Annotated in this window: 16 protein-coding genes; 7 read left to right on the top strand and 9 right to left on the bottom strand. The window is 69.8% G+C overall.

Annotated features, from left to right (window positions below; genetic code table 11):
• The first annotated feature begins 120 nt into the window (after positions 1-120).
• The 7 genes from tkt (at position 121) to AB0J78_RS03555 (ending at position 9649) form a co-directional block, all read left to right on the top strand.
• Positions 121-2217: a transketolase gene (tkt, locus tag AB0J78_RS03585; protein WP_363786572.1), complete on the top strand. Its 2097-nt coding sequence runs from the start codon at positions 121-123 to the stop codon at positions 2215-2217.
• A 14-nt stretch (positions 2218-2231) separates the two neighbouring features.
• Entirely contained in the window at positions 2232-3338 is a 1107-nt protein-coding gene (tal, locus tag AB0J78_RS03580; RefSeq protein ID WP_363786570.1) for a transaldolase, read from the top strand.
• A 114-nt stretch (positions 3339-3452) separates the two neighbouring features.
• Complete coding sequence (locus AB0J78_RS03575) at positions 3453-5084, top strand: glucose-6-phosphate isomerase (RefSeq protein ID WP_363786568.1); 1632 nt, start codon at positions 3453-3455, stop codon at positions 5082-5084.
• The gene (gene zwf, locus AB0J78_RS03570) at positions 5081-6613 is read left to right on the top strand and encodes a glucose-6-phosphate dehydrogenase (protein WP_363786566.1); all 1533 of its coding nucleotides are present in this window, start codon (positions 5081-5083) and stop codon (positions 6611-6613) included. Before AB0J78_RS03575 ends, zwf begins: the two co-directional genes overlap by 4 nt.
• Complete coding sequence (gene opcA / locus AB0J78_RS03565) at positions 6610-7575, top strand: glucose-6-phosphate dehydrogenase assembly protein OpcA (RefSeq protein WP_363786564.1); 966 nt, start codon at positions 6610-6612, stop codon at positions 7573-7575. Before zwf ends, opcA begins: the two co-directional genes overlap by 4 nt.
• Positions 7572-8321: a 6-phosphogluconolactonase gene (gene pgl, locus AB0J78_RS03560; protein ID WP_363786562.1), complete on the top strand. Its 750-nt coding sequence runs from the start codon at positions 7572-7574 to the stop codon at positions 8319-8321. The genes opcA and pgl overlap by 4 nt, the downstream gene beginning before the upstream one ends.
• Positions 8322-8464: 143 nt before the next feature.
• Entirely contained in the window at positions 8465-9649 is a 1185-nt protein-coding gene (locus AB0J78_RS03555; RefSeq protein WP_363786560.1) for a family 10 glycosylhydrolase, read from the top strand.
• Positions 9650-9735: 86 nt separating this feature from the next.
• Here AB0J78_RS03555 and AB0J78_RS03550 read toward each other — a convergent pair whose 3' ends face one another.
• The 9 genes from AB0J78_RS03550 to AB0J78_RS03510 form a co-directional block, all read right to left on the bottom strand.
• Positions 9736-10374, bottom strand: coding sequence for a GntR family transcriptional regulator (locus AB0J78_RS03550; protein WP_363786558.1), 639 nt, complete (start codon positions 10372-10374; stop codon positions 9736-9738).
• Between the two features lie 32 nt (positions 10375-10406).
• A complete protein-coding gene (gene tcuA / locus AB0J78_RS03545; protein WP_363786556.1) occupies positions 10407-11858 on the bottom strand; it encodes an FAD-dependent tricarballylate dehydrogenase TcuA in 1452 nt (483 codons plus the stop codon).
• Positions 11859-11939: 81 nt separating this feature from the next.
• Complete coding sequence (locus tag AB0J78_RS03540; RefSeq protein WP_363786554.1) at positions 11940-12605, bottom strand: TrkA family potassium uptake protein; 666 nt, start codon at positions 12603-12605, stop codon at positions 11940-11942.
• The gene (locus tag AB0J78_RS03535) at positions 12598-13950 is read right to left on the bottom strand and encodes a potassium transporter TrkG (protein WP_363787530.1); all 1353 of its coding nucleotides are present in this window, start codon (positions 13948-13950) and stop codon (positions 12598-12600) included. The genes AB0J78_RS03540 and AB0J78_RS03535 overlap by 8 nt, the downstream gene beginning before the upstream one ends.
• Before the next feature lie 35 nt (positions 13951-13985).
• On the bottom strand, positions 13986-14459 hold the full coding sequence (rraA, locus tag AB0J78_RS03530; RefSeq protein WP_363786552.1) for a ribonuclease E activity regulator RraA: 474 nt from the start codon (positions 14457-14459) through the stop codon (positions 13986-13988).
• Positions 14460-14805: 346 nt separating this feature from the next.
• Positions 14806-15150, bottom strand: a complete 345-nt coding sequence (locus tag AB0J78_RS03525; RefSeq protein WP_363786550.1) for an RNA polymerase-binding protein RbpA — start codon at positions 15148-15150, stop codon at positions 14806-14808.
• A 54-nt stretch (positions 15151-15204) separates the two neighbouring features.
• The gene (gene secG, locus AB0J78_RS03520) at positions 15205-15438 is read right to left on the bottom strand and encodes a preprotein translocase subunit SecG (RefSeq protein ID WP_010310736.1); all 234 of its coding nucleotides are present in this window, start codon (positions 15436-15438) and stop codon (positions 15205-15207) included.
• 211 nt (positions 15439-15649) lie between these two features.
• Positions 15650-16435 carry a triose-phosphate isomerase gene (gene tpiA, locus AB0J78_RS03515; RefSeq protein WP_363786548.1) on the bottom strand — a complete coding sequence of 262 codons (786 nt, stop codon included), beginning with the start codon at positions 16433-16435 and terminating at the stop codon, positions 15650-15652.
• Complete coding sequence (locus AB0J78_RS03510) at positions 16435-17637, bottom strand: phosphoglycerate kinase (protein WP_363786546.1); 1203 nt, start codon at positions 17635-17637, stop codon at positions 16435-16437. The genes tpiA and AB0J78_RS03510 overlap by 1 nt, the downstream gene beginning before the upstream one ends.
• Positions 17638-17666: the final 29 nt, after the last annotated feature.

Here is a 17666-nt window from a genome sequence, read left to right as displayed (position 1 = left end):
GCCTGATCCGGAGAGGCTAGGCTGCCCGACGGACGAGGGATAACTGCGGTTCGAATCGGTCCAGTGGACCGTTCGCCGCGTTGAGGGAAATACCGCCGAAGGAAAACTGGAGCTGCGTCCGTGTCCGTCACCGACGACCTTGCCCGCTTGACGACCAAGCGACTGCCCAACGACTGGACCGAGCTGGATCAGCGCGCCGTCGACACCGCGCGCGTGCTCGCCGCCGACGCGGTGGAGAACTGCGGAAGTGGCCACCCGGGCACGGCGATGAGCCTCGCGCCCGCCGCCTACGCCCTGTTCCAGCGCGTCATGCGGCACGACCCCACCGACCCCGAGTGGATCGGCCGCGACCGCTTCGTGCTGTCGGCCGGGCACTCGAGCCTGACGCTGTACGTGCAGCTGTTCCTCTCCGGCTACGGCCTGGAGCTCGAGGACCTCAAGCAGCTGCGCAAGTGGGGTTCGCTGACCCCGGGTCACCCCGAGTACGGGCACACCAAGGGTGTGGAGACCACCACCGGGCCGCTGGGCCAGGGCCTGTCGACCGCGGTCGGCATGGCGATGGCCGCGCGCCGCGAGCGCGGTCTGTTCGACCCGGAGGCCGGCGCGGGTGAGAGCCCGTTCGACCACCACATCTACGTGATCGCCTCCGACGGCGACATCGAGGAGGGCGTGACCTCCGAGGCGTCCTCGCTGGCCGGCGTGCAGCAGCTGGGCAACCTCACGGTGATCTACGACGCGAACGAGATCTCCATCGAGGACAACACCGGCATCGCGCTGACCGAGGACACCGCCAAGCGCTACGAGTCCTACGGCTGGCAGGTGCTCACCGTCCACGGCGGTGAGGACGTGCAGGGTCTGCTGGAGGCCATCGAGTCCGCCAAGGCCGAGACCGCCCGCCCGACGCTGATCGTGCTGCGCACGGTGATCGGCTACCCGGCTCCGACCAAGATGAACACCGGCAAGGCCCACGGTGCCGCGCTGGGTGGCGACGAGGTCGCCGAGATCAAGAAGGCGCTGAGCTTCGACCCGGAGCAGTCCTTCGAGGTCACCGGCGAGGTCCTGTCCCACGCCCGCGAGGTCGTCGAGCGCGGCAAGCAGGCGCACGCCGAGTGGCAGATCGCCTTCGACAAGTGGGCCGCGGCCAACCCGGAGCGCAAGGCGCTGCTGGACCGGCTGGCCACCCGCGAGCTGCCGGCCGGCTGGCAGGAGAAGCTCCCGAGCTGGGAGGCCGACGGCAAGGGCGTCGCCACCCGCAAGGCCTCCGGTGAGGTCCTCAACGCGCTGGCCGACGTGCTGCCCGAGCTGTGGGGCGGTTCGGCGGACCTCGCCGAGAGCAACAACACCAGCATGAAGGGCCAGCCCTCGTTCGGTCCGGAGTCGATCTCCACCGACGCGTGGTCGGCCAACCCCTACGGCCGGACGCTGCACTTCGGCATCCGCGAGCACGCCATGGGCGCGATCCTCAACGGCATCGCGCTGCACGGCGGCACCCGCCCGTACGGCGGCACCTTCCTGGTGTTCAGCGACTACATGCGTCCGGCGGTGCGCCTGGCGGCCCTGATGAAGGTCCCGTCGATCTTCGTCTGGACGCACGACTCCATCGGTCTGGGCGAGGACGGCCCGACGCACCAGCCGATCGAGCACGTCGCCTCGCTGCGCGCGATCCCGGGCTTCTCGCTGGTCCGCCCGGCGGACGCCAACGAGACCGCCGCCGCGTGGAAGACGATCCTGGAGAACCCCACGGGCCCGGCCGGCCTGGCGCTGACCCGCCAGGGCGTTCCGACGCTGGAGGGCGTGACGGCCGACGGCGTCGCCAAGGGCGCTTACGTCCTGGCCGACGCGGCCAACGGCAAGCCGGAGCTGATCCTGATGGCCACCGGTTCCGAGGTCCAGCTGGCCGTGGAGGCCCGCCAGGCCCTGGAAGCCGAGGGCGTGGCCACCCGCGTCGTGTCGTTCCCGTGCGTCGAGTGGTTCGACGCCCAGGACGAGGCGTACCGCGAGTCGGTGCTGCCGAGCTCGGTGAAGGCCCGCGTCTCGGTCGAGGCCGGCATCGCCATGCCGTGGTACCGGTTCGTCAAGGACGCCGGCGAGTCGGTTTCGCTGGAGCACTTCGGCGCTTCGGCCGACTACAAGACCCTTTACGAGCAGTTCGGCATCACCACCGAAGCCGTTGTCGCAGCTGCTCGACGCAGCCTGAGCAACGCCAAGCAGGCGTGAGCGGAGGAATTCCTGTGACGACCAACGCGAACCTCAAGGCCCTGACCGAGGCCGGAGTTTCGATCTGGCTGGACGACCTGTCCCGCCAGCGCATCAGCTCGGGCAACCTGGCCCAGCTGATCACCGACCAGGCGGTCGTCGGGGTCACGAGCAACCCGACGATCTTCGCCAACGCGCTGTCCAACGCCGCCGACTACGCGGACAAGGTCAAGGACCTGGCCGCACGCGGTGCCGGCGTCGACGACACCATCCGCGAGCTGACCACGGCGGACGTGCGGGACGCCGCGGACATCTTCCGCAACGTCTACGAGTCCACCGGTGGTGTGGACGGGCGGGTGTCGCTGGAGGTCGACCCGCGACTGGCGCACGACACCGACAAGACGGTCGCCGAGGCGATCGATCTGTGGAAGGCCGTGGACCGGCCGAACCTGATGGTCAAGATCCCGGCCACGGTGGCGGGCCTGCCGGCGATCACGAAGGTGATCGCCGAGGGCATCAGCGTCAACGTGACCCTGATCTTCTCCGTCGAGCGCTACAAGGCCGTCATGGACGCCTACCTGGCCGGTCTGGAGCAGGCCAAGGCCAACGGCCACGACCTGGCGAGCATCGAGTCGGTGGCGTCGTTTTTCGTCTCCCGCGTGGACACCGAGATCGACAAGCGGCTGGACGCGATGCAGGAGGGCCACCCGCTGCGCGGGCAGGCCGCGATCGCCAACGCCCGCCTGGCCTACGCCGCCTACCAGGAGGTCTTCTCCTCCGAGCGGTGGAAGGCGCTGCAGGCCGAGGGCGCTCGCGCGCAGCGTCCGCTGTGGGCCTCGACCGGGGTGAAGGACAAGTCCTATTCCGACACCCGCTACGTCGACGAGCTCGCCGCGCCGAACACGGTCAACACCATGCCGGAGTCGACGCTGCAGGCCACCGCCGACCACGCCGACGTGCGCGGCGACCTGGTCAGCGGCACCGCCGAGGCCTCGCAGAAGGTCTTCGACGACCTCGCCGCGGCCGGCATCGACCTCGACGACGTGTTCAAGGCCCTGGAGACCGAAGGCGTCGACAAGTTCGAGAAATCCTGGACCGAACTCCTGGAGACGGTCGCCGCTCAGCTGGAGCAGGCCAAGTAAGTAACGCCACGTGCGTTGAGCCGGCCCGGGCCGGTGCGGCGGCATGTCGCACCGGCCCGGATCGGCGAGAATCACCCACGAACTGAAAACTCTTTCGAGCCCTGAAGGATCTTCATGGCAACCGATGTTTCTGTCGAAATTGCCGACACGGCGCTGGCGGCCGAGGCTCGCCCACTGGTCGAGCGGCTGACCGCCGACGCGGTTGCCGGCAAGCTCGCCGCCCAGGACGCCACGCTGTGGGGCACCGACGCCGAGCCCGAGGCGTCCATCCGCCTCTCCTGGACCACCCTCGCCGAGAGCTCCCGACCGCTGCTCGCCGAGATCGACGCGCTGCGCGCCGAGCTGCACGCCGAAGGGCTGGACCGAGTCGTGCTGGCCGGCATGGGCGGCTCCTCGCTGGCACCCGAGGTGATCACCGGCACCGCCGGTGTCCCGCTGACGGTGCTCGACACCACCGACCCCAGCCAGGTCGCCGACGCGCTGGCGGGTGATCTGGACCGGACCGTGCTGGTCGTCTCCTCCAAGTCGGGCACGACGGTCGAGACCGACTCGCACCGCCGGATCTTCGAGAAGGCTTTCTCGCAAAACGGAATCGATCCTGTGACCCGCATCATCGTGGTCACCGATCCCGGTTCCCCGATGGAGACCGCGTCCCGCGAGGCCGGCTACCGCAAGGTCTTCACCGCCGACCCGAACGTGGGCGGCCGCTACTCGGCGCTGACCGCGTTCGGCCTCGTCCCGGCCGGTCTGGCGGGCGCCGACATCGCCGCGCTGCTCGACGACGCCGGAAGCGCGTTCAAGGCGGTCAGCCTGGACTCGCCCGAGAACCCGGCCGTCGTCCTCGCCGCCGCCATCGGCGCTGCCCACGACAGGGGCGCCGAGAAGCTGGTCTTCGCCGACACCGGTTCCGGCATCGCCGGTTTCGGTGACTGGGTGGAGCAGCTGATCGCCGAGTCCACCGGCAAGAACGGCACCGGCGTGCTGCCGGTCGTGGTCGAGAGCCCCGACGCTCCCGGCTTCGTCGACGCCGGCGCCGACGCCACCACCGTGGCCGTGGGACCGGGCGTCGACACCGCGCGGATCAGCACCGACGGTCCGCTGGGCGGGCAGCTGCTGCTGTGGGAGTTCGCCACCGCGATCGCGGGTCGGCTGCTGGGCATCAACCCGTTCGACCAGCCCGACGTGGAGGCCGCGAAGAAGGCCGCACGCGCGCTGCTGGACGGCCCGGCGGGTGGGCCCGCGGCGACCCCGGCGGTCGTCGACGGCTCCATCGAGGTGCACACCTCCGGCGAGTGGGCCTCGGCGGGCGTCGGCAACGTGACCGAGGCGCTGCGCGCGTTCCTGGCCACCGCCCCGACCAGCGGCTACCTGGCGATCCAGGCCTACCTGGACCGCCTCGACGACGCCTCCGCCGCGGTGCTGCGCACCGAGCTGGCGCGGCGGACCGGGCTGCAGACCACCTTCGGCTGGGGTCCGCGGTTCCTGCACTCCACCGGCCAGTACCACAAGGGCGGCCACCAGAACGGCCTGTTCCTGCAGATCACCGGCAACTCCGAGGGCGACCTGGAGGTGCCGGAGCGGCCGTACACGCTGGCCGGTCTGCAGCGCGCCCAGGCGCTGGGCGACGGGCAGGTGCTGGCCGACCACGGCCGTCCGGTGCTGCGCCTGCACCTCACCGACCGCGCGGCCGGGCTCGTCGAGCTCGTCAAGGCCGTGCAGAACCTCCACCAGGGAGGACGAGCGTGAACAGCAGCGAATGGACGAACCCGCTGCGGGATCCCCGGGACAAGAGACTTCCGCGGATCGCCGGGCCCTGCGGCCTGACGATCTTCGGCGTCACCGGTGACCTCTCCCGCAAGAAGCTCATGCCGGCGATCTACGACCTGGCCAACCGCGGCCTGCTGCCGCCGGGCTTCGCGCTGACCGGCTTCGCCCGCCGCGACTGGGCCGACCAGGACTTCATGCAGGTCGTCTACGAGGCGGTCAAGGAGAACGCCCGGACCCCGTTCCACCAGACGGTCTGGGACCGGCTGGCGGAGGGCATCCGGTTCGTGCCGGGTTCCTTCGACGACGACGCGGCGTTCGACAAGCTCGCCGACACCGTCAAGGAGCTCGACGCCGACCGGGGCACCGGCGGCAACCACGCCTTCTACCTTTCGGTGCCGCCGTCGGCGTTCCCGACGGTGCTCAAGCAGCTGTCCCGGTCCGGTCTGACCGACCCGACCGACGAGAGCTGGCGCCGGGTGGTCATCGAGAAGCCGTTCGGGCACGACTCCGACAGCGCCAAGGAGCTGAACCGGATCGTCAACGACGTCTTCCCCGAGGAGTCGGTGTTCCGCATCGACCACTACCTCGGCAAGGAGACGGTGCAGAACATCCTGGCGCTGCGCTTCGCGAACCAGCTGTTCGAGCCGATCTGGAACGCGCACTACGTCGACCACGTGCAGATCACCATGGCCGAGGACATCGGTCTGGGCGGCCGCGCGGGCTACTACGACGGCATCGGCGCGGCCCGGGACGTCATCCAGAACCACCTGCTGCAGCTGATGGCGCTCACGGCGATGGAGGAGCCTGTCTCCTTCTCGCCGGACGATCTGCGCGCGGAGAAGATCAAGGTGCTCTCGGCGACCAAGCCGGTGGGCCCCTTCGACCACACCACCGCGCGCGGTCAGTACACCGGTGGCTGGCAGGGCGGTTCGCTGGTGCCGGGTCTGCACGAGGAGGGCGGTTTCGCGTCGGACTCGATCACCGAGACCTACGCGGCGATCACCCTGGAGGTGGAGAGCCGCCGCTGGGCGGGCGTGCCCTTCTACCTGCGCTCGGGCAAGCGGCTGGGCCGCCGGGTCACCGAGATCGCCGTGGTGTTCAAGCGGGCACCGCACCTGCCGTTCGACTCCACGATGACCGAGGAGCTGGGGCAGAACGCCCTGGTGATCCGGGTCCAGCCGGACGAGGGCGTGACGATGCGCTTCGGCGCGAAGGTTCCGGGCACCTCGATGGAGGTCCGGGACGTCACGATGGACTTCGGTTACGGCCACGCCTTCACCGAGTCCTCGCCGGAGGCCTACGAGCGGCTGATCCTGGACGTGCTGCTGGGTGAGCCCTCGCTGTTCCCGGTGAACGAAGAAGTCGAACTGTCCTGGAACATCCTGGACCCGGTGCTGGAGCACTGGGAATCCCGCGGCAAGCCCGAGCCGTACAAGGCCGGGACCTGGGGTCCGTCCTCCGCGGACGAGATGCTGGCCCGCACCGGACGCGTCTGGAGGCGACCGTGATCATCGACCTGCCGTCGACAACCACCTCGCAGGTCAACAAGAAGCTGGTGGAGCTGCGCGAATCCGGTGGCGCGGTGGCGCTCGGCCGGGTGCTGACGCTGGTGATCGCCACCGGTGACGGCACCGAGGTGGAGAAGGCGATCCAGGCGGCCAACGACGCGAGCCGGGAGCACCCGTGCCGCGTGATCGTGGTCGCCAGCGGTGCCCGCCAGGCGGCTCCGCGGCTGGACGCGCAGATCCGCGTGGGCGGCGACGCCGGGGCCTCCGAGGTCATCGTGCTGCGGCTGTACGGCCCGCTGGCCGACGAGGGCGCGGGTTCGGTCGTGCCGCTGCTGCTGCCGGACGCCCCGGTGGTGACCTGGTGGCCGACCGACGCGCCGGAGGCTCCGGCGAAGGACCCGCTGGGTGCGCTGTCGCACCGCCGCATCACCGACGCGGCGGCCGAGGGCGACCCGATCGAGGCCCTGCATAAGCGGGTCAAGTCCTACGTGGACGGTGACACCGACCTGGCCTGGACGCGCCTGACGTCCTGGCGGGCGATGCTGTCGGCGGCGATGGACCTGCCGCCGCACGAGCGGGTCAACTCCGCGACCGTCACCGGTGCCCCCGACTCGCCCTCCACGGATCTGCTGGCGGGCTGGCTGTCGGCCTACCTGGAGGTCCCGGTGCGCCGGTTGGAGAGCGAGCGGGCCGGTTCGGGCATCTACTCGGCCCTGCTGGAGCGCCCCTCCGGCAACGTCGAGATCGTCCGGCCGGACGGCAAGGTCGGCACGCTGACCCAGCCGGGGCAGCCGGACCGGCGGATCTCGTTGCAGCGCCGCGAGGTCCAGGACTGCCTGAGCGAGGAGCTGCGCCGCCTCGACCCGGACGAGATCTACGAGGTCACCCTGAGTGGGCTCAAGGGCATCGTGCGCGGTGAGGACGTCGAGAGCTCCGACGACGAGGAAGGGGACGAGCAGTGAGCCGTCCCGAGGCCCTGGTCCACTCCGGCGGCGACGTGCTCGCCGCCGCGGTGGCGGCCCGGCTGATCACCGCGATCGCCGACGCGCAGGCCGCTCGCGGTTCGGCGTCGGTGGTGCTCACCGGTGGCCGCACCGGCATCGGCGTGCTGGAGCAGGTCCGCCTCTCCCCCGCGCTGGGCGCGGTGGACTGGTCCGCGGTGGACGTCTTCTGGGGCGACGAGCGGTTCTTGCCCGGCGGCGACGGCGAGCGCAACGAGACGCAGGCCCGGCAGGCATTGCTGGACCACGTCGACGTCGACCCGGCGCGGGTGCACGCGATGGCGCCCTCGGACGGCGAGTTCGGCGCCGACGCGGACGCCGCCGCAGCGCGCTACGCCGAGCTGCTCGCCCAACTCGCACCCGAGGGTGCGGCGGTGCCGCGGTTCGACGTGCTGATGCTGGGAGTCGGCGAGGAGGGCCACACCGCCTCGCTGTTCCCGGACACGCCGTACGTGCGGGAGGAGTCCCGGACGGTGGTGGGCGTGCACGACTGCCCGAAGCCGCCGCCCACCCGCATCTCGCTGACGCTGCCCGCGATCGGCGCGGCCTCCGAGGTCTGGCTGATGACCACCGGCAAGGCCAAGGCCGAACCGGTGGCGTCCGCTCTGGGCGGCGCGAAGCCGGTCGACATCCCCGCTGCGGGAGCCGTCGGCCGCGACCGCACGCTCTGGCTGCTCGACACCGATGCGGCGGCCCAGCTGGGCTGAGAGTTCCGGCAAGAACGTGAACGCGCCTCCTTCTCGCTGAAGGGGGCGCGTTTTCGTTCGCCCCGATCGGTGATGACCTGTGCGGCGGGCCCGGTTGAGCAATACGCTGTGGCGCGGTCGGTGATCGCGGCGAAGGGGATCCGATGCGGAAGCTCGGTTTGCTCGGCACGGCAATGGGTTTGGCAGCGGTCCTGGTGGGGTTGCTGGGCGCGACCGGGGTCGCCGCGCCGCCGAGCACCGCGATGCGCGGCGTGTGGATCGCCAGCGTCGCCAACACCGACTGGCCCAGCCGGCGGGGGTTGTCTGCCGAGCAGCAGAAGTCCGAGTACCGGGCGATGCTGGACCAGGCCGTGGCGAACCGGATGAACGCGGTGTTCGTGCAGGTCCGGCCGACGGCGGACGCGTTCTGGCCCTCACCGCTGGAACCGTGGTCGCACTGGCTGACCGGGCAGCAGGGCCGCGATCCCGGCTACGACCCGATGCGGTTCCTGGTCGACGAGGCGCACCAGCGCGGCCTGGCGTTCCACGCCTGGTTCAACCCGTACCGGGTCAGCATGACCGACGACCCGAACTCGCTGGTCCCCACGCACCCGGCGCGGGTCCATCCGGAGTGGACGTTCTCCTACGGCGGCAAGCTGTACTACGACCCGGGCGTGCCGCAGGTCCGGCGGTTCGTCAGCGACGCGATCATGGACGCGGTGTCGCGCTACGACGTCGACGGCGTGCACCTCGACGACTACTTCTACCCCTACCCCGTCGACGGTCAGCGGATCCCGGACGAGCGGACGTTCGCGGCGCACGGCAAGGGGTTCGACAACATCGACGACTGGCGCCGCGACAACGTCAACGACCTGATCGCTGGTCTGGACGAGCGGGTGCACGCGGTCCGGCCGCGCGCCGAGTTCGGCGTCAGCCCGTTCGGCATCTGGCGCAACGCGAGCAGCGACCCGGCCGGTTCGGACACCAAGGGCATGGAGTCCTACTCGTCGATCTTCGCCGACACCCGCCGCTGGGTCCGCGAAGGCTGGGTGGACTACATCGCTCCCCAGGTCTACTGGCAGTTCGGACACCCGGCGGCCGACTACGCCAAGGTGGTCCCCTGGTGGTCCCGGACGGTCGAGGGCACCGACGTGAAGCTCTACATCGGCCAGGCCGCCTACAAGGTCGGCCAACCGAACTGGACCGACGCGGCCGAACTCACCAAGCACCTCACCTTCAACGCGGGTCAGCCCAACGTCGAGGGCGACATCTACTTCAGCGCCAAGTCCCTCAACACGGTCGCCAAAGAAGCCATGGCCCAGGTGATCCAGGACCACTACACCCCCTGAACCCGGAATACCGCCGTAATCAGGTACCGGAATACTGCGGTAATCGAGTAGCGGAATACTGCGGTAATCGTGAAACCCGGGAGGGGTCAGGCTTCGCGGTAGAGCTGGAGGCGGAGGTCTCGGGCTTTGGCCATGTGGGTTCTGGCGAGGGTGCCGGCGCGGTCCGCGTCTCGGGATTCGATGGCCTGGACGAGTTCGCGGTGTTCGGCGAGGGCTTCGGCCCAGCGGCCGGGGATCTCCAGGGTGGTCGCCGGGTAGCGGGTGAGGTGGTTGTTGAGCCTGGTCAGCAGGTCCACGACCGTGCCGTTGTGGCTCGCGGTCCAGATCGCCTCGTGGACGGCGCGGTTGGCCGACGCCATCGCAGCGGGGTCCTGCGGGGACACGGCATCCATGGCGGACTGGGCCTTGTGGATGCGGATGAGGTCGAAGTCGCTGTGCCGGGTCGCGGCGGCCGAAGCCGCGGTGGCCTCCAGGGCGATGCGGACCTCGTAAATCTCCAGGATCTCCTCGGGACTGCGGGAGCGGACGCGCATGCCGCGGTCACCGCGTTCGACGAGACCGTCCTGCTGGAGCCTGCGGAGGGCTTCGCGGATCGGCGTGCGGCTGGTGCCGTACCGCTCGGCGAGCGCGAGCTCCACCAGGTTGGCGCCGGCGTCGAAGGTGCCGTCCACGATCTCGCCGCGCAGCCGCTCGTACACCTCGGACAGGGCCGCCATCTCCTTCATTGCTGGGTTCACCTGGCAGAAGGCCAGGATACTCAGACGGTCGCGGCCCCCGCCCCGGCGAGCCTGCCGAACACCGCTCCCGAGGTCAGCCCGCTGCCTCCCGGGTAGTTCCCGGAGAACAGCCCGCCGACCATCTCGCCGCAGGCGAACAGCCCCGCGATCGGCGAACCGGAGACGTCGAGCACGCGGGCGTCGGCGTCGACGTGCAGGCCGCCGAAGGTGAAGGTGATGCCGCACCCGACCGCGAAACCCCAGTAGGGCGGGGTGTCGAGGGCGAGGGCCCAGTTCGACTTGGGCGGTTCGACGTGCGCGGCCCGGCCGTCCTTGACCGCGGGGTCGAACTCGGCGTCCACGATGGACTCGTTGAACTCCCGTGCGGTCCGAGCCAGTCGGTCGGCGTCGATGCCCAGCGCCTCGGCGAGTTCGGGAAGCGTGTCGGCCTGCGCGGCGGCGATCGGCTGCGAGTCGTACTCCTCCGCGCGCAGCAGCGGGCGGGTCTTCGCGTCGAAGAGCTGGAAGGCCCTGCCGCCGGGCTGGCGCAGGATCTCCCGGCCGTACTTGGCGTAGGTGTAGTTGCGGAAGTCGGCGCCCTCGTCGACGAAGCGCTCCCCCGCCCGGTTGACCACGATGCCGATCGGATAGCTCTGCCGGGTCAGCTGGTTGGTCAGCTCGCGGTTCCCGCCGTCGGGGTCGGCGTCGGCGTCCCACGCCGTGCTGTGGCAGGTGGTCCAGTCGCCGTGCGGGGCGGCACCGGCGGCCAGCGCGAGGTCGAGGACGTCGCCGGTGTTGGTCGGCGTGCCGCGCACGTGGGCCCTGGCCCACTCGGGACCGAGGTTGCGGGCCCTGCGTTCGGCGGAGGCCTCGAAGCCCCCGGCCGCCAGCACGATCGCCCCGGCCGACACCCGGTGCTCGGTTCCCCCGGCCCGGTAGGTGACGCCGCGGTCGTCGAGGTGCAGCGCGGTGACCTCGGCGCCGTAGCGGATCTCGACGCCCTCCTGCCGCGCGGCCGCGGTGTGCTGGGCGATCAGGCCCTTGCCGCCGTCGACGGTGCCCACGTAGAGCCCGCCGGAGAACACCCACTTGCCGCCGGAGAGGTACGCCTGCCGCTCGTACATCAGCCGCCAGGTCAGGCCCTTTCCCGCCAGCCACCGCACGGTGTCGGTGGACCGCGAGACCAGCACCTCGGTGAGCACCGGATCGCAGCGGCCCCCGGTCACCCGGTCCATGTCGGCGTGGAACGCGCTCGGCGGGTAGGCGGGCACGACCGAGTCGGCGTACCGCTCATCGGGTTCGAGCAGGTCGGCCACCTCGTCGATGTCGTCGAAGGTGAACCGGAACGCCCCGGCCGTGTAGAAGGAGTTGCCGCCCGCCTCGGCTTCCGGGGCCTTCTCCAGCAGCAACACCCGGGCACCCCGCTCGGCGGCGGAGTGCGCCGCCGAGAACCCCGCGTTGCCACCGCCGACCACCACGACGTCGAAGTCCACCACGCACCTCCTGCACACGACTGTATACAGAAGAATACCGACCGGAGGGTCGTTTGGGAACGACGTGCGAGCGCTGGAAGCTCAGGTGCGCTCGGCGAAGGCTTCGACCTGGGTGGTGGTTCCCGCGACGATCAGCGTGTCCTGCTGGCCGACGGTCGTCTCGGCCGTGGCGTAGGTGAAGTCCTCCCCCGGCCGCTTGATGCCGACTACCGTCACGCCGTACTTGGAGCGCAGCTTCAGCTCGCCCAGCGTGTTGCCGACGGCTTCGGCGGGCGCGTGGGTCTTGACCAGCGCGTAGTGCTCGGCGAGCTCGATGTAGTCGAGCATCCGGCCGTTGACCAGGTGCGCGACCCGCTCCCCCATCTCGTGCTCGGGCAGCACCACGTGGTGCGCGCCGACGCGCTCCAGGATGCGTCCGTGCTGGCGGCTGGTGGCCTTGGCCCAGATGTGCGGGATGCCGAAGTCCGCCAGCAGCGAGGTGGTGAGGATGCTGGCCTCCAGGTCCGTGCCGATGGCGACCACGGCCCGCTTGAACTGGTGCACGCCGAGCTGGCGCAGGGTCTCGGGGTCGGTGCTGTCGGCGACGGCGGTGTGGGTGAGCTCGTCGGCGTGGCGCTGCACCTCGTTCGGCCGCGAGTCCAGCGCCAGCACCTCCGAGCCGCGCCGCACGAGTTCGGCGGCCAGCGAGCTGCCGAAGCGGCCGAGCCCGATGACCACGATCTGATTGGTGTCGTCGTTCTTAGCCAACGATGGGTCGCTCCTCCGGTAGTTCGTAACGACGGACGCGTTCGCGGAGCGCGAGCGCGGAGGCCAGGGTGATCGGACCGAGCCTGCCGACGAACATGAGCATCACCAGCAGCATCTGCCCGAAGGGCGGCAGCTGTGCGGTGATCCCGGTCGACAGACCGACCGTGGCGAACGCCGACACCGCTTCGAACAGGACCTGGTCCAGCCCGAAGGGGCTGATCACCAGCAGGATCAGCACGGTCAGCATCACGAACGCGACCCCGAGCAGCACGATCGTCAGAGCCTGGCGCTGCACCGCTGCCGGCAGCTGCCTGGCCATCACGTGCACGGTGGGTTCGCCGCGGATCTCGGCGAGGATCACGTACGCCAGCAGCGCGAACGTGGTGACCTTGATGCCACCGGCCGTACCGGCGCTGCCTCCTCCGATGAACATCAGGATGTCCTGCAGCAGCAGCGTCCCGGGGTGGAAGGCGGCGACGTCGAGGCTGTTGAACCCGGCGGTGCGCGGCATGACCCCGGTGGAGAACCCGGCCAGCAGCTTGCCCGGCCACGACATCGGACCGAGGGTGCCGGGGTTGGTCCACTCGGCGGCGGTGATCCCGACCGCGCCCACGACCAGCAACAACGCGGTCGCCAGCAGGGTGACCTTGGCGTGCATCGTCCAGCGGCGGGACACCCGCAGGTGCCGGAAGATCTCCACCCACACCGGGAAGCCGAGTCCGCCGGCGATCACCGCGAGGCAGATCGGCAGGATGAAGTACGGGTCGGTGGCGAACGACATCAGGTTGTCGCTGCGCAGCGCGAACCCGGCGTTGTTGAAGGCCGAGACGGCGTGGAAGACGCCGTCGTAGATCGCCCGGCCCAGGCTCAGCTCGTAGCCGATGACCAGCCGCGCGGTCAGCAGCGCCGCCACGACCAGTTCGAACAGCAGGCTGAGGCCGATCACCCGGAAGACCGTGCGGCGCACCTCGCCCAGTCCGAGGGTCTTGGTCTCGGCCTGGGCGGTCAGCCGCATCCGCAGCCCGAACCGGCGGAACATCACCAGGCTGAGCAGCGAGGCGACGGTCATGATGCCCAGGCCACCGAGCTGGATCAGCACGAGGATGACCACTTCGCCGGCGGTGGAGAAGTGGACGGGCGTGTCCAGCACGATCAGCCCGGTCACGCAGACCGCCGAGGTGGCGGTGAACAGCGCGGGGAGCAGGTCGGTGGGCTCACCGGTCTCGGTCGAGAACGGCATCATCAACGCGACGGTGCCGACCGCGATCAGGGCTGCGAAGCCCAGCACGATCGGCACCGATGGACGCCGCACGAGGGCGGCGAACCCGCGCTCGAAGGCAGGGATGACGCTCACGCGAGCACCCTACTTCGAGCGGACGATCAAGGTTCGCTGACCACGACCACACCGTCGCTGTCGGCGTAGACGTACTCGCCGGGCACGAACTTCACGCCGCCGAGCTCGACGACCTCGTCGAGGACGCCTTCACCGGTCTTGGTGGACTTGCGCGGGTTGGTGCCCAGCGCCTTGACCCCGAACTCCATGCCGCCGATGACCGACGAGTCGCGGATCGCGCCGTTGACGATGATGCCGCTCCAGCCGTTGGACCGGCCGAGCTCGGCGATGAGATCGCCGACCAGGGCGGTGTGGATCGAGCCCGCGCCATCGATGACCAGCACGGCTCCGTCTCCGGGCTCGGAGAGGGTCTTCTTCAGCAGCGCGTTGTCCTGGAAGCAGGTGACCGTGCGAACGCGCCCCTCGAAGGCCACCACGCCACCGTAGTTGCGGAACTGCACATCGCAGCTGCGCACCTCCGACCCCTCCCGATCCGCCAGATCAGCCGTCGCCAAAGCCATGAATGCCTCCCAAGAAAACCTCAAAGACCAAACGGACCCTACCCGCCAGTAACAACACGAGCCAAGCCCAACCAACAACGTCAGGCAAGCACCGCAGGTGCTTTCTCATTACCCCACCCCAGCAACTCGCACCGCCGCGGGTTCTCAGACGTCTTCTGGGGAGGACAGCCGAAGCGCCGTGTATTGGCATACATAAGTCTCGGATCCCGGAGCCAGAAGGCGTCTGAGGTTCCGCTACCCGCACCGCCACGCAGCACGACCACTGAGTAGTTGCAGTAGAACTGACCAAAAGAAAAAGCCGGGTTCAGGAACAATATCCCGAACCCGGCTCTCCATTGTGAATCCTCTACCGCCCCTTGCGCTCCCGGAGCTTTTCCAGCGCTTCGTCGAGGATTCTCATCCCGTCCTCATCGCTGCGCCGCTCCTTCACGTACGCGAGGTGGCTCTTGTAGGGCTCGTTGCGCTTCGCCGCCGGAGGGTTCTGCTCGTCCCGGCCTGCGGGCAGTCCGCAGCGCGGGCAGTCCCACTCCTCCGGCACTTCGGCGTCGAGCGCGAACGACGGCTTGCTGTGGTGCGCGTTGGCGCACCAGTAGTCGATCCGCTTCCGCGGAGCGGCTTCCCCCCGCTCAGACTCACCTACCGTGGGGCCCGAGCCCACACGAGTGCCGCGAATGGCATTACCGCCAGTCATCCATCCTCACCCACCAAGCGGCCCGGGTTGATCGACCGTCAACAGGCCGGTCGATCAACCGATCTTGATCAACAGGCCGACGCCGATGATGGAGATGACCCAGAGCGCCATGACGAACAGCGTCATCCGGTCGAGGTTCTTCTCCGCCACGCTGGAGCCGGCCAGGTTTGACTGCATACCGCCGCCGAACAGCGAGGAGAGTCCGCCCCCCTTGGCCCGGTGCAGCAGGACAAGCAGCACCAGCAGGACACTCGTCACGATCAACATGATCTGCAGGAAAAGAGTCATATCGTCCTCGTTCGCACAGCGGTTCGCAACCTAGAGTACCGGCCCGCCAACCCCCAGTTGACCAGTCCACCCATTTACGCACCGAGGGTCCCACACGCCGACCACCGATTCTTCGGCGGGCGACAACCGGACACCGGAAATCTTGAAGTGGAATTCACCCGAAACGACGAGAGGGCGCCCCGGCGCGGACCGGGGCGCCCTCTCGCGCAGGTCACGGCAGCGGGCCGCCCGCGGCCATGGCGGAGAGCTTGGCGAACTCGTCGGCGTTGAGGCTCGCGCCACCGACCAGCGCGCCGTCGACGTCGGTCTGGCCGACCAGCTCACCGATGTTGCTGGACTTCACCGAGCCGCCGTAGAGCACGCGGATCTCGTCGGAGATCTCCTTGCCGTACTTGTCGTTGAGCGCCTGCCGCAGCGCGCCGCAGACCTCCTGGGCGTCGGCGGCGGTGGCCACCTTGCCGGTGCCGATGGCCCAGACGGGCTCGTAGGCGACGACGACCTGGCGGACCTGCTCGGCCTTGAGGCCCTTGAGCCCGTCGATGAGCTGCGTGGTGCAGTGCTCCACGTGGCCGCCGGCCTCGCGCACGTCGAGGGCCTCGCCGACGCAGAGGATCGGCGACATCTCGTTCTTGAGGACCTGGCGGACCTTCTTGTTGACGAGCTCGTCGGTCTCGCCGTGGTACTCGCGGCGCTCGGAGTGACCGACCACCACGTAGCTGCACCCGAGCTTGGCCAGCATCGGTCCGGAGACCTCACCGGTGTAGGCACCGGACTCGTGCTCGGAGACGTCCTGCGCGCCGTGCTTGATGAGCAGCTTGTCGCCGTCGATGAGCGTCTGGACGCTGCGGATGTCGGTGAACGGCGGGATGACCGCCACCTCGACCTTGGCGAAGTACTTCTCCGGCAGCGCGAAGGCGAGCTTCTGCACCAGGGCGATGGCCTCGAGGTGGTTGAGGTTCATCTTCCAGTTGCCGGCGATGAGGGGCTGACGAGCCATCAGGCTTCACCTTCCAGGACCTGAACACCCGGGAGCTCCTTGCCCTCCAGGTACTCCAGCGACGCGCCACCGCCGGTGGAGATGTGCGAGAAGCCGTCCTCGGGCAGGCCGAGGGTGCGCACGGCCGCGGCCGAGTCTCCGCCGCCGACGACGCTGAAGGAGTCGGAGTCGACGATGGCCTGCGCGATTCCCCGGGTGCCTTCGGCGAAGGCCGGGAACTCGAACACGCCAGCGGGGCCGTTCCAGAACACGGTGCCCGCACCGCGCAGGACCTCGGCGAACAGCTCGACGCTGCGGGGGCCGATGTCCAGGCCCATCCAGGCGTCCGGGATGGCGTCGGCGTCGACGGTCCGCTTCTCGGCGTCGGCGGCGAAGCGGTCGCCGGCCACGATGTCCACCGGCAGCACGATCTTGTCGGCGGCGTCTGCCAGCAGCTTCTTGGTGTTGTCGATCTGGTCTTCCTGCAGCAGCGAGGAGCCCACGCCGTGGCCCTGGGCGGCCAGGAAGGTGTAGGCCATGCCGCCGCCGATGAGCAGCTTGTCGACCTTGGGCAGCAGCGCCTTGATCACGCCGAGCTTGTCGGAGACCTTGGAGCCGCCGAGCACGACCGCGTAGGGGCGCTTGGCGTCGCCGGTGAGGGTGCGCAGCACCTCGACCTCAACGAGCACGAGGCCGCCGGCGTAGGCGGGCAGCTTCTTGGCGACGTCGTAGACCGAGGCCTGCTTGCGGTGCACGACGCCGAAGCCGTCGGAGACGAAGGCGGCGTCGTCGCCGACGAGCGCGGCGAGGTCGGCAGCCAGCGACTCGCGCTCGGCGTCGTCCTTGCTGGTCTCGCGCGCGTCGAAGCGCACGTTCTCCAGCAGCGCGACACCGCCGTCGGCCAACCCGGCGACGGTGGACTCGGCGGAGTCACCGACGAGGTCCCCGGCCAGCGAGACGTCGGCGTGCAGCAGCTCGCCGAGGCGGCGGGCGACCGGCGCCAGCGAGTACTGCGGGTCGGGCTCGCCCTTCGGGCGGCCGAGGTGCGCGGTCACGACGACCTGCGCGCCGGCCGCGCTGAGCTTGGAGATGGTCGGCAGGGAGGCGCGCACCCGGCCGTCGTCGGTGATCTTGTCGCCGTCCAGCGGCACGTTGAGGTCGGCGCGCACCAGGACGCGACGACCGCGCACGCCCTCGGACAGCAGATCGTCGAGGTTCTTCACACTCTAACTCCTCGTGAGACGGGAAGACC

Source organism: Saccharopolyspora sp. NPDC049426, from assembly GCF_040676935.1.
GTDB lineage: Bacteria > Actinomycetota > Actinomycetes > Mycobacteriales > Pseudonocardiaceae > Saccharopolyspora.
The sequence above is the reverse complement of the archived record's forward strand: the minus strand, read 5'-3'. Positions and strand labels throughout refer to the sequence as shown.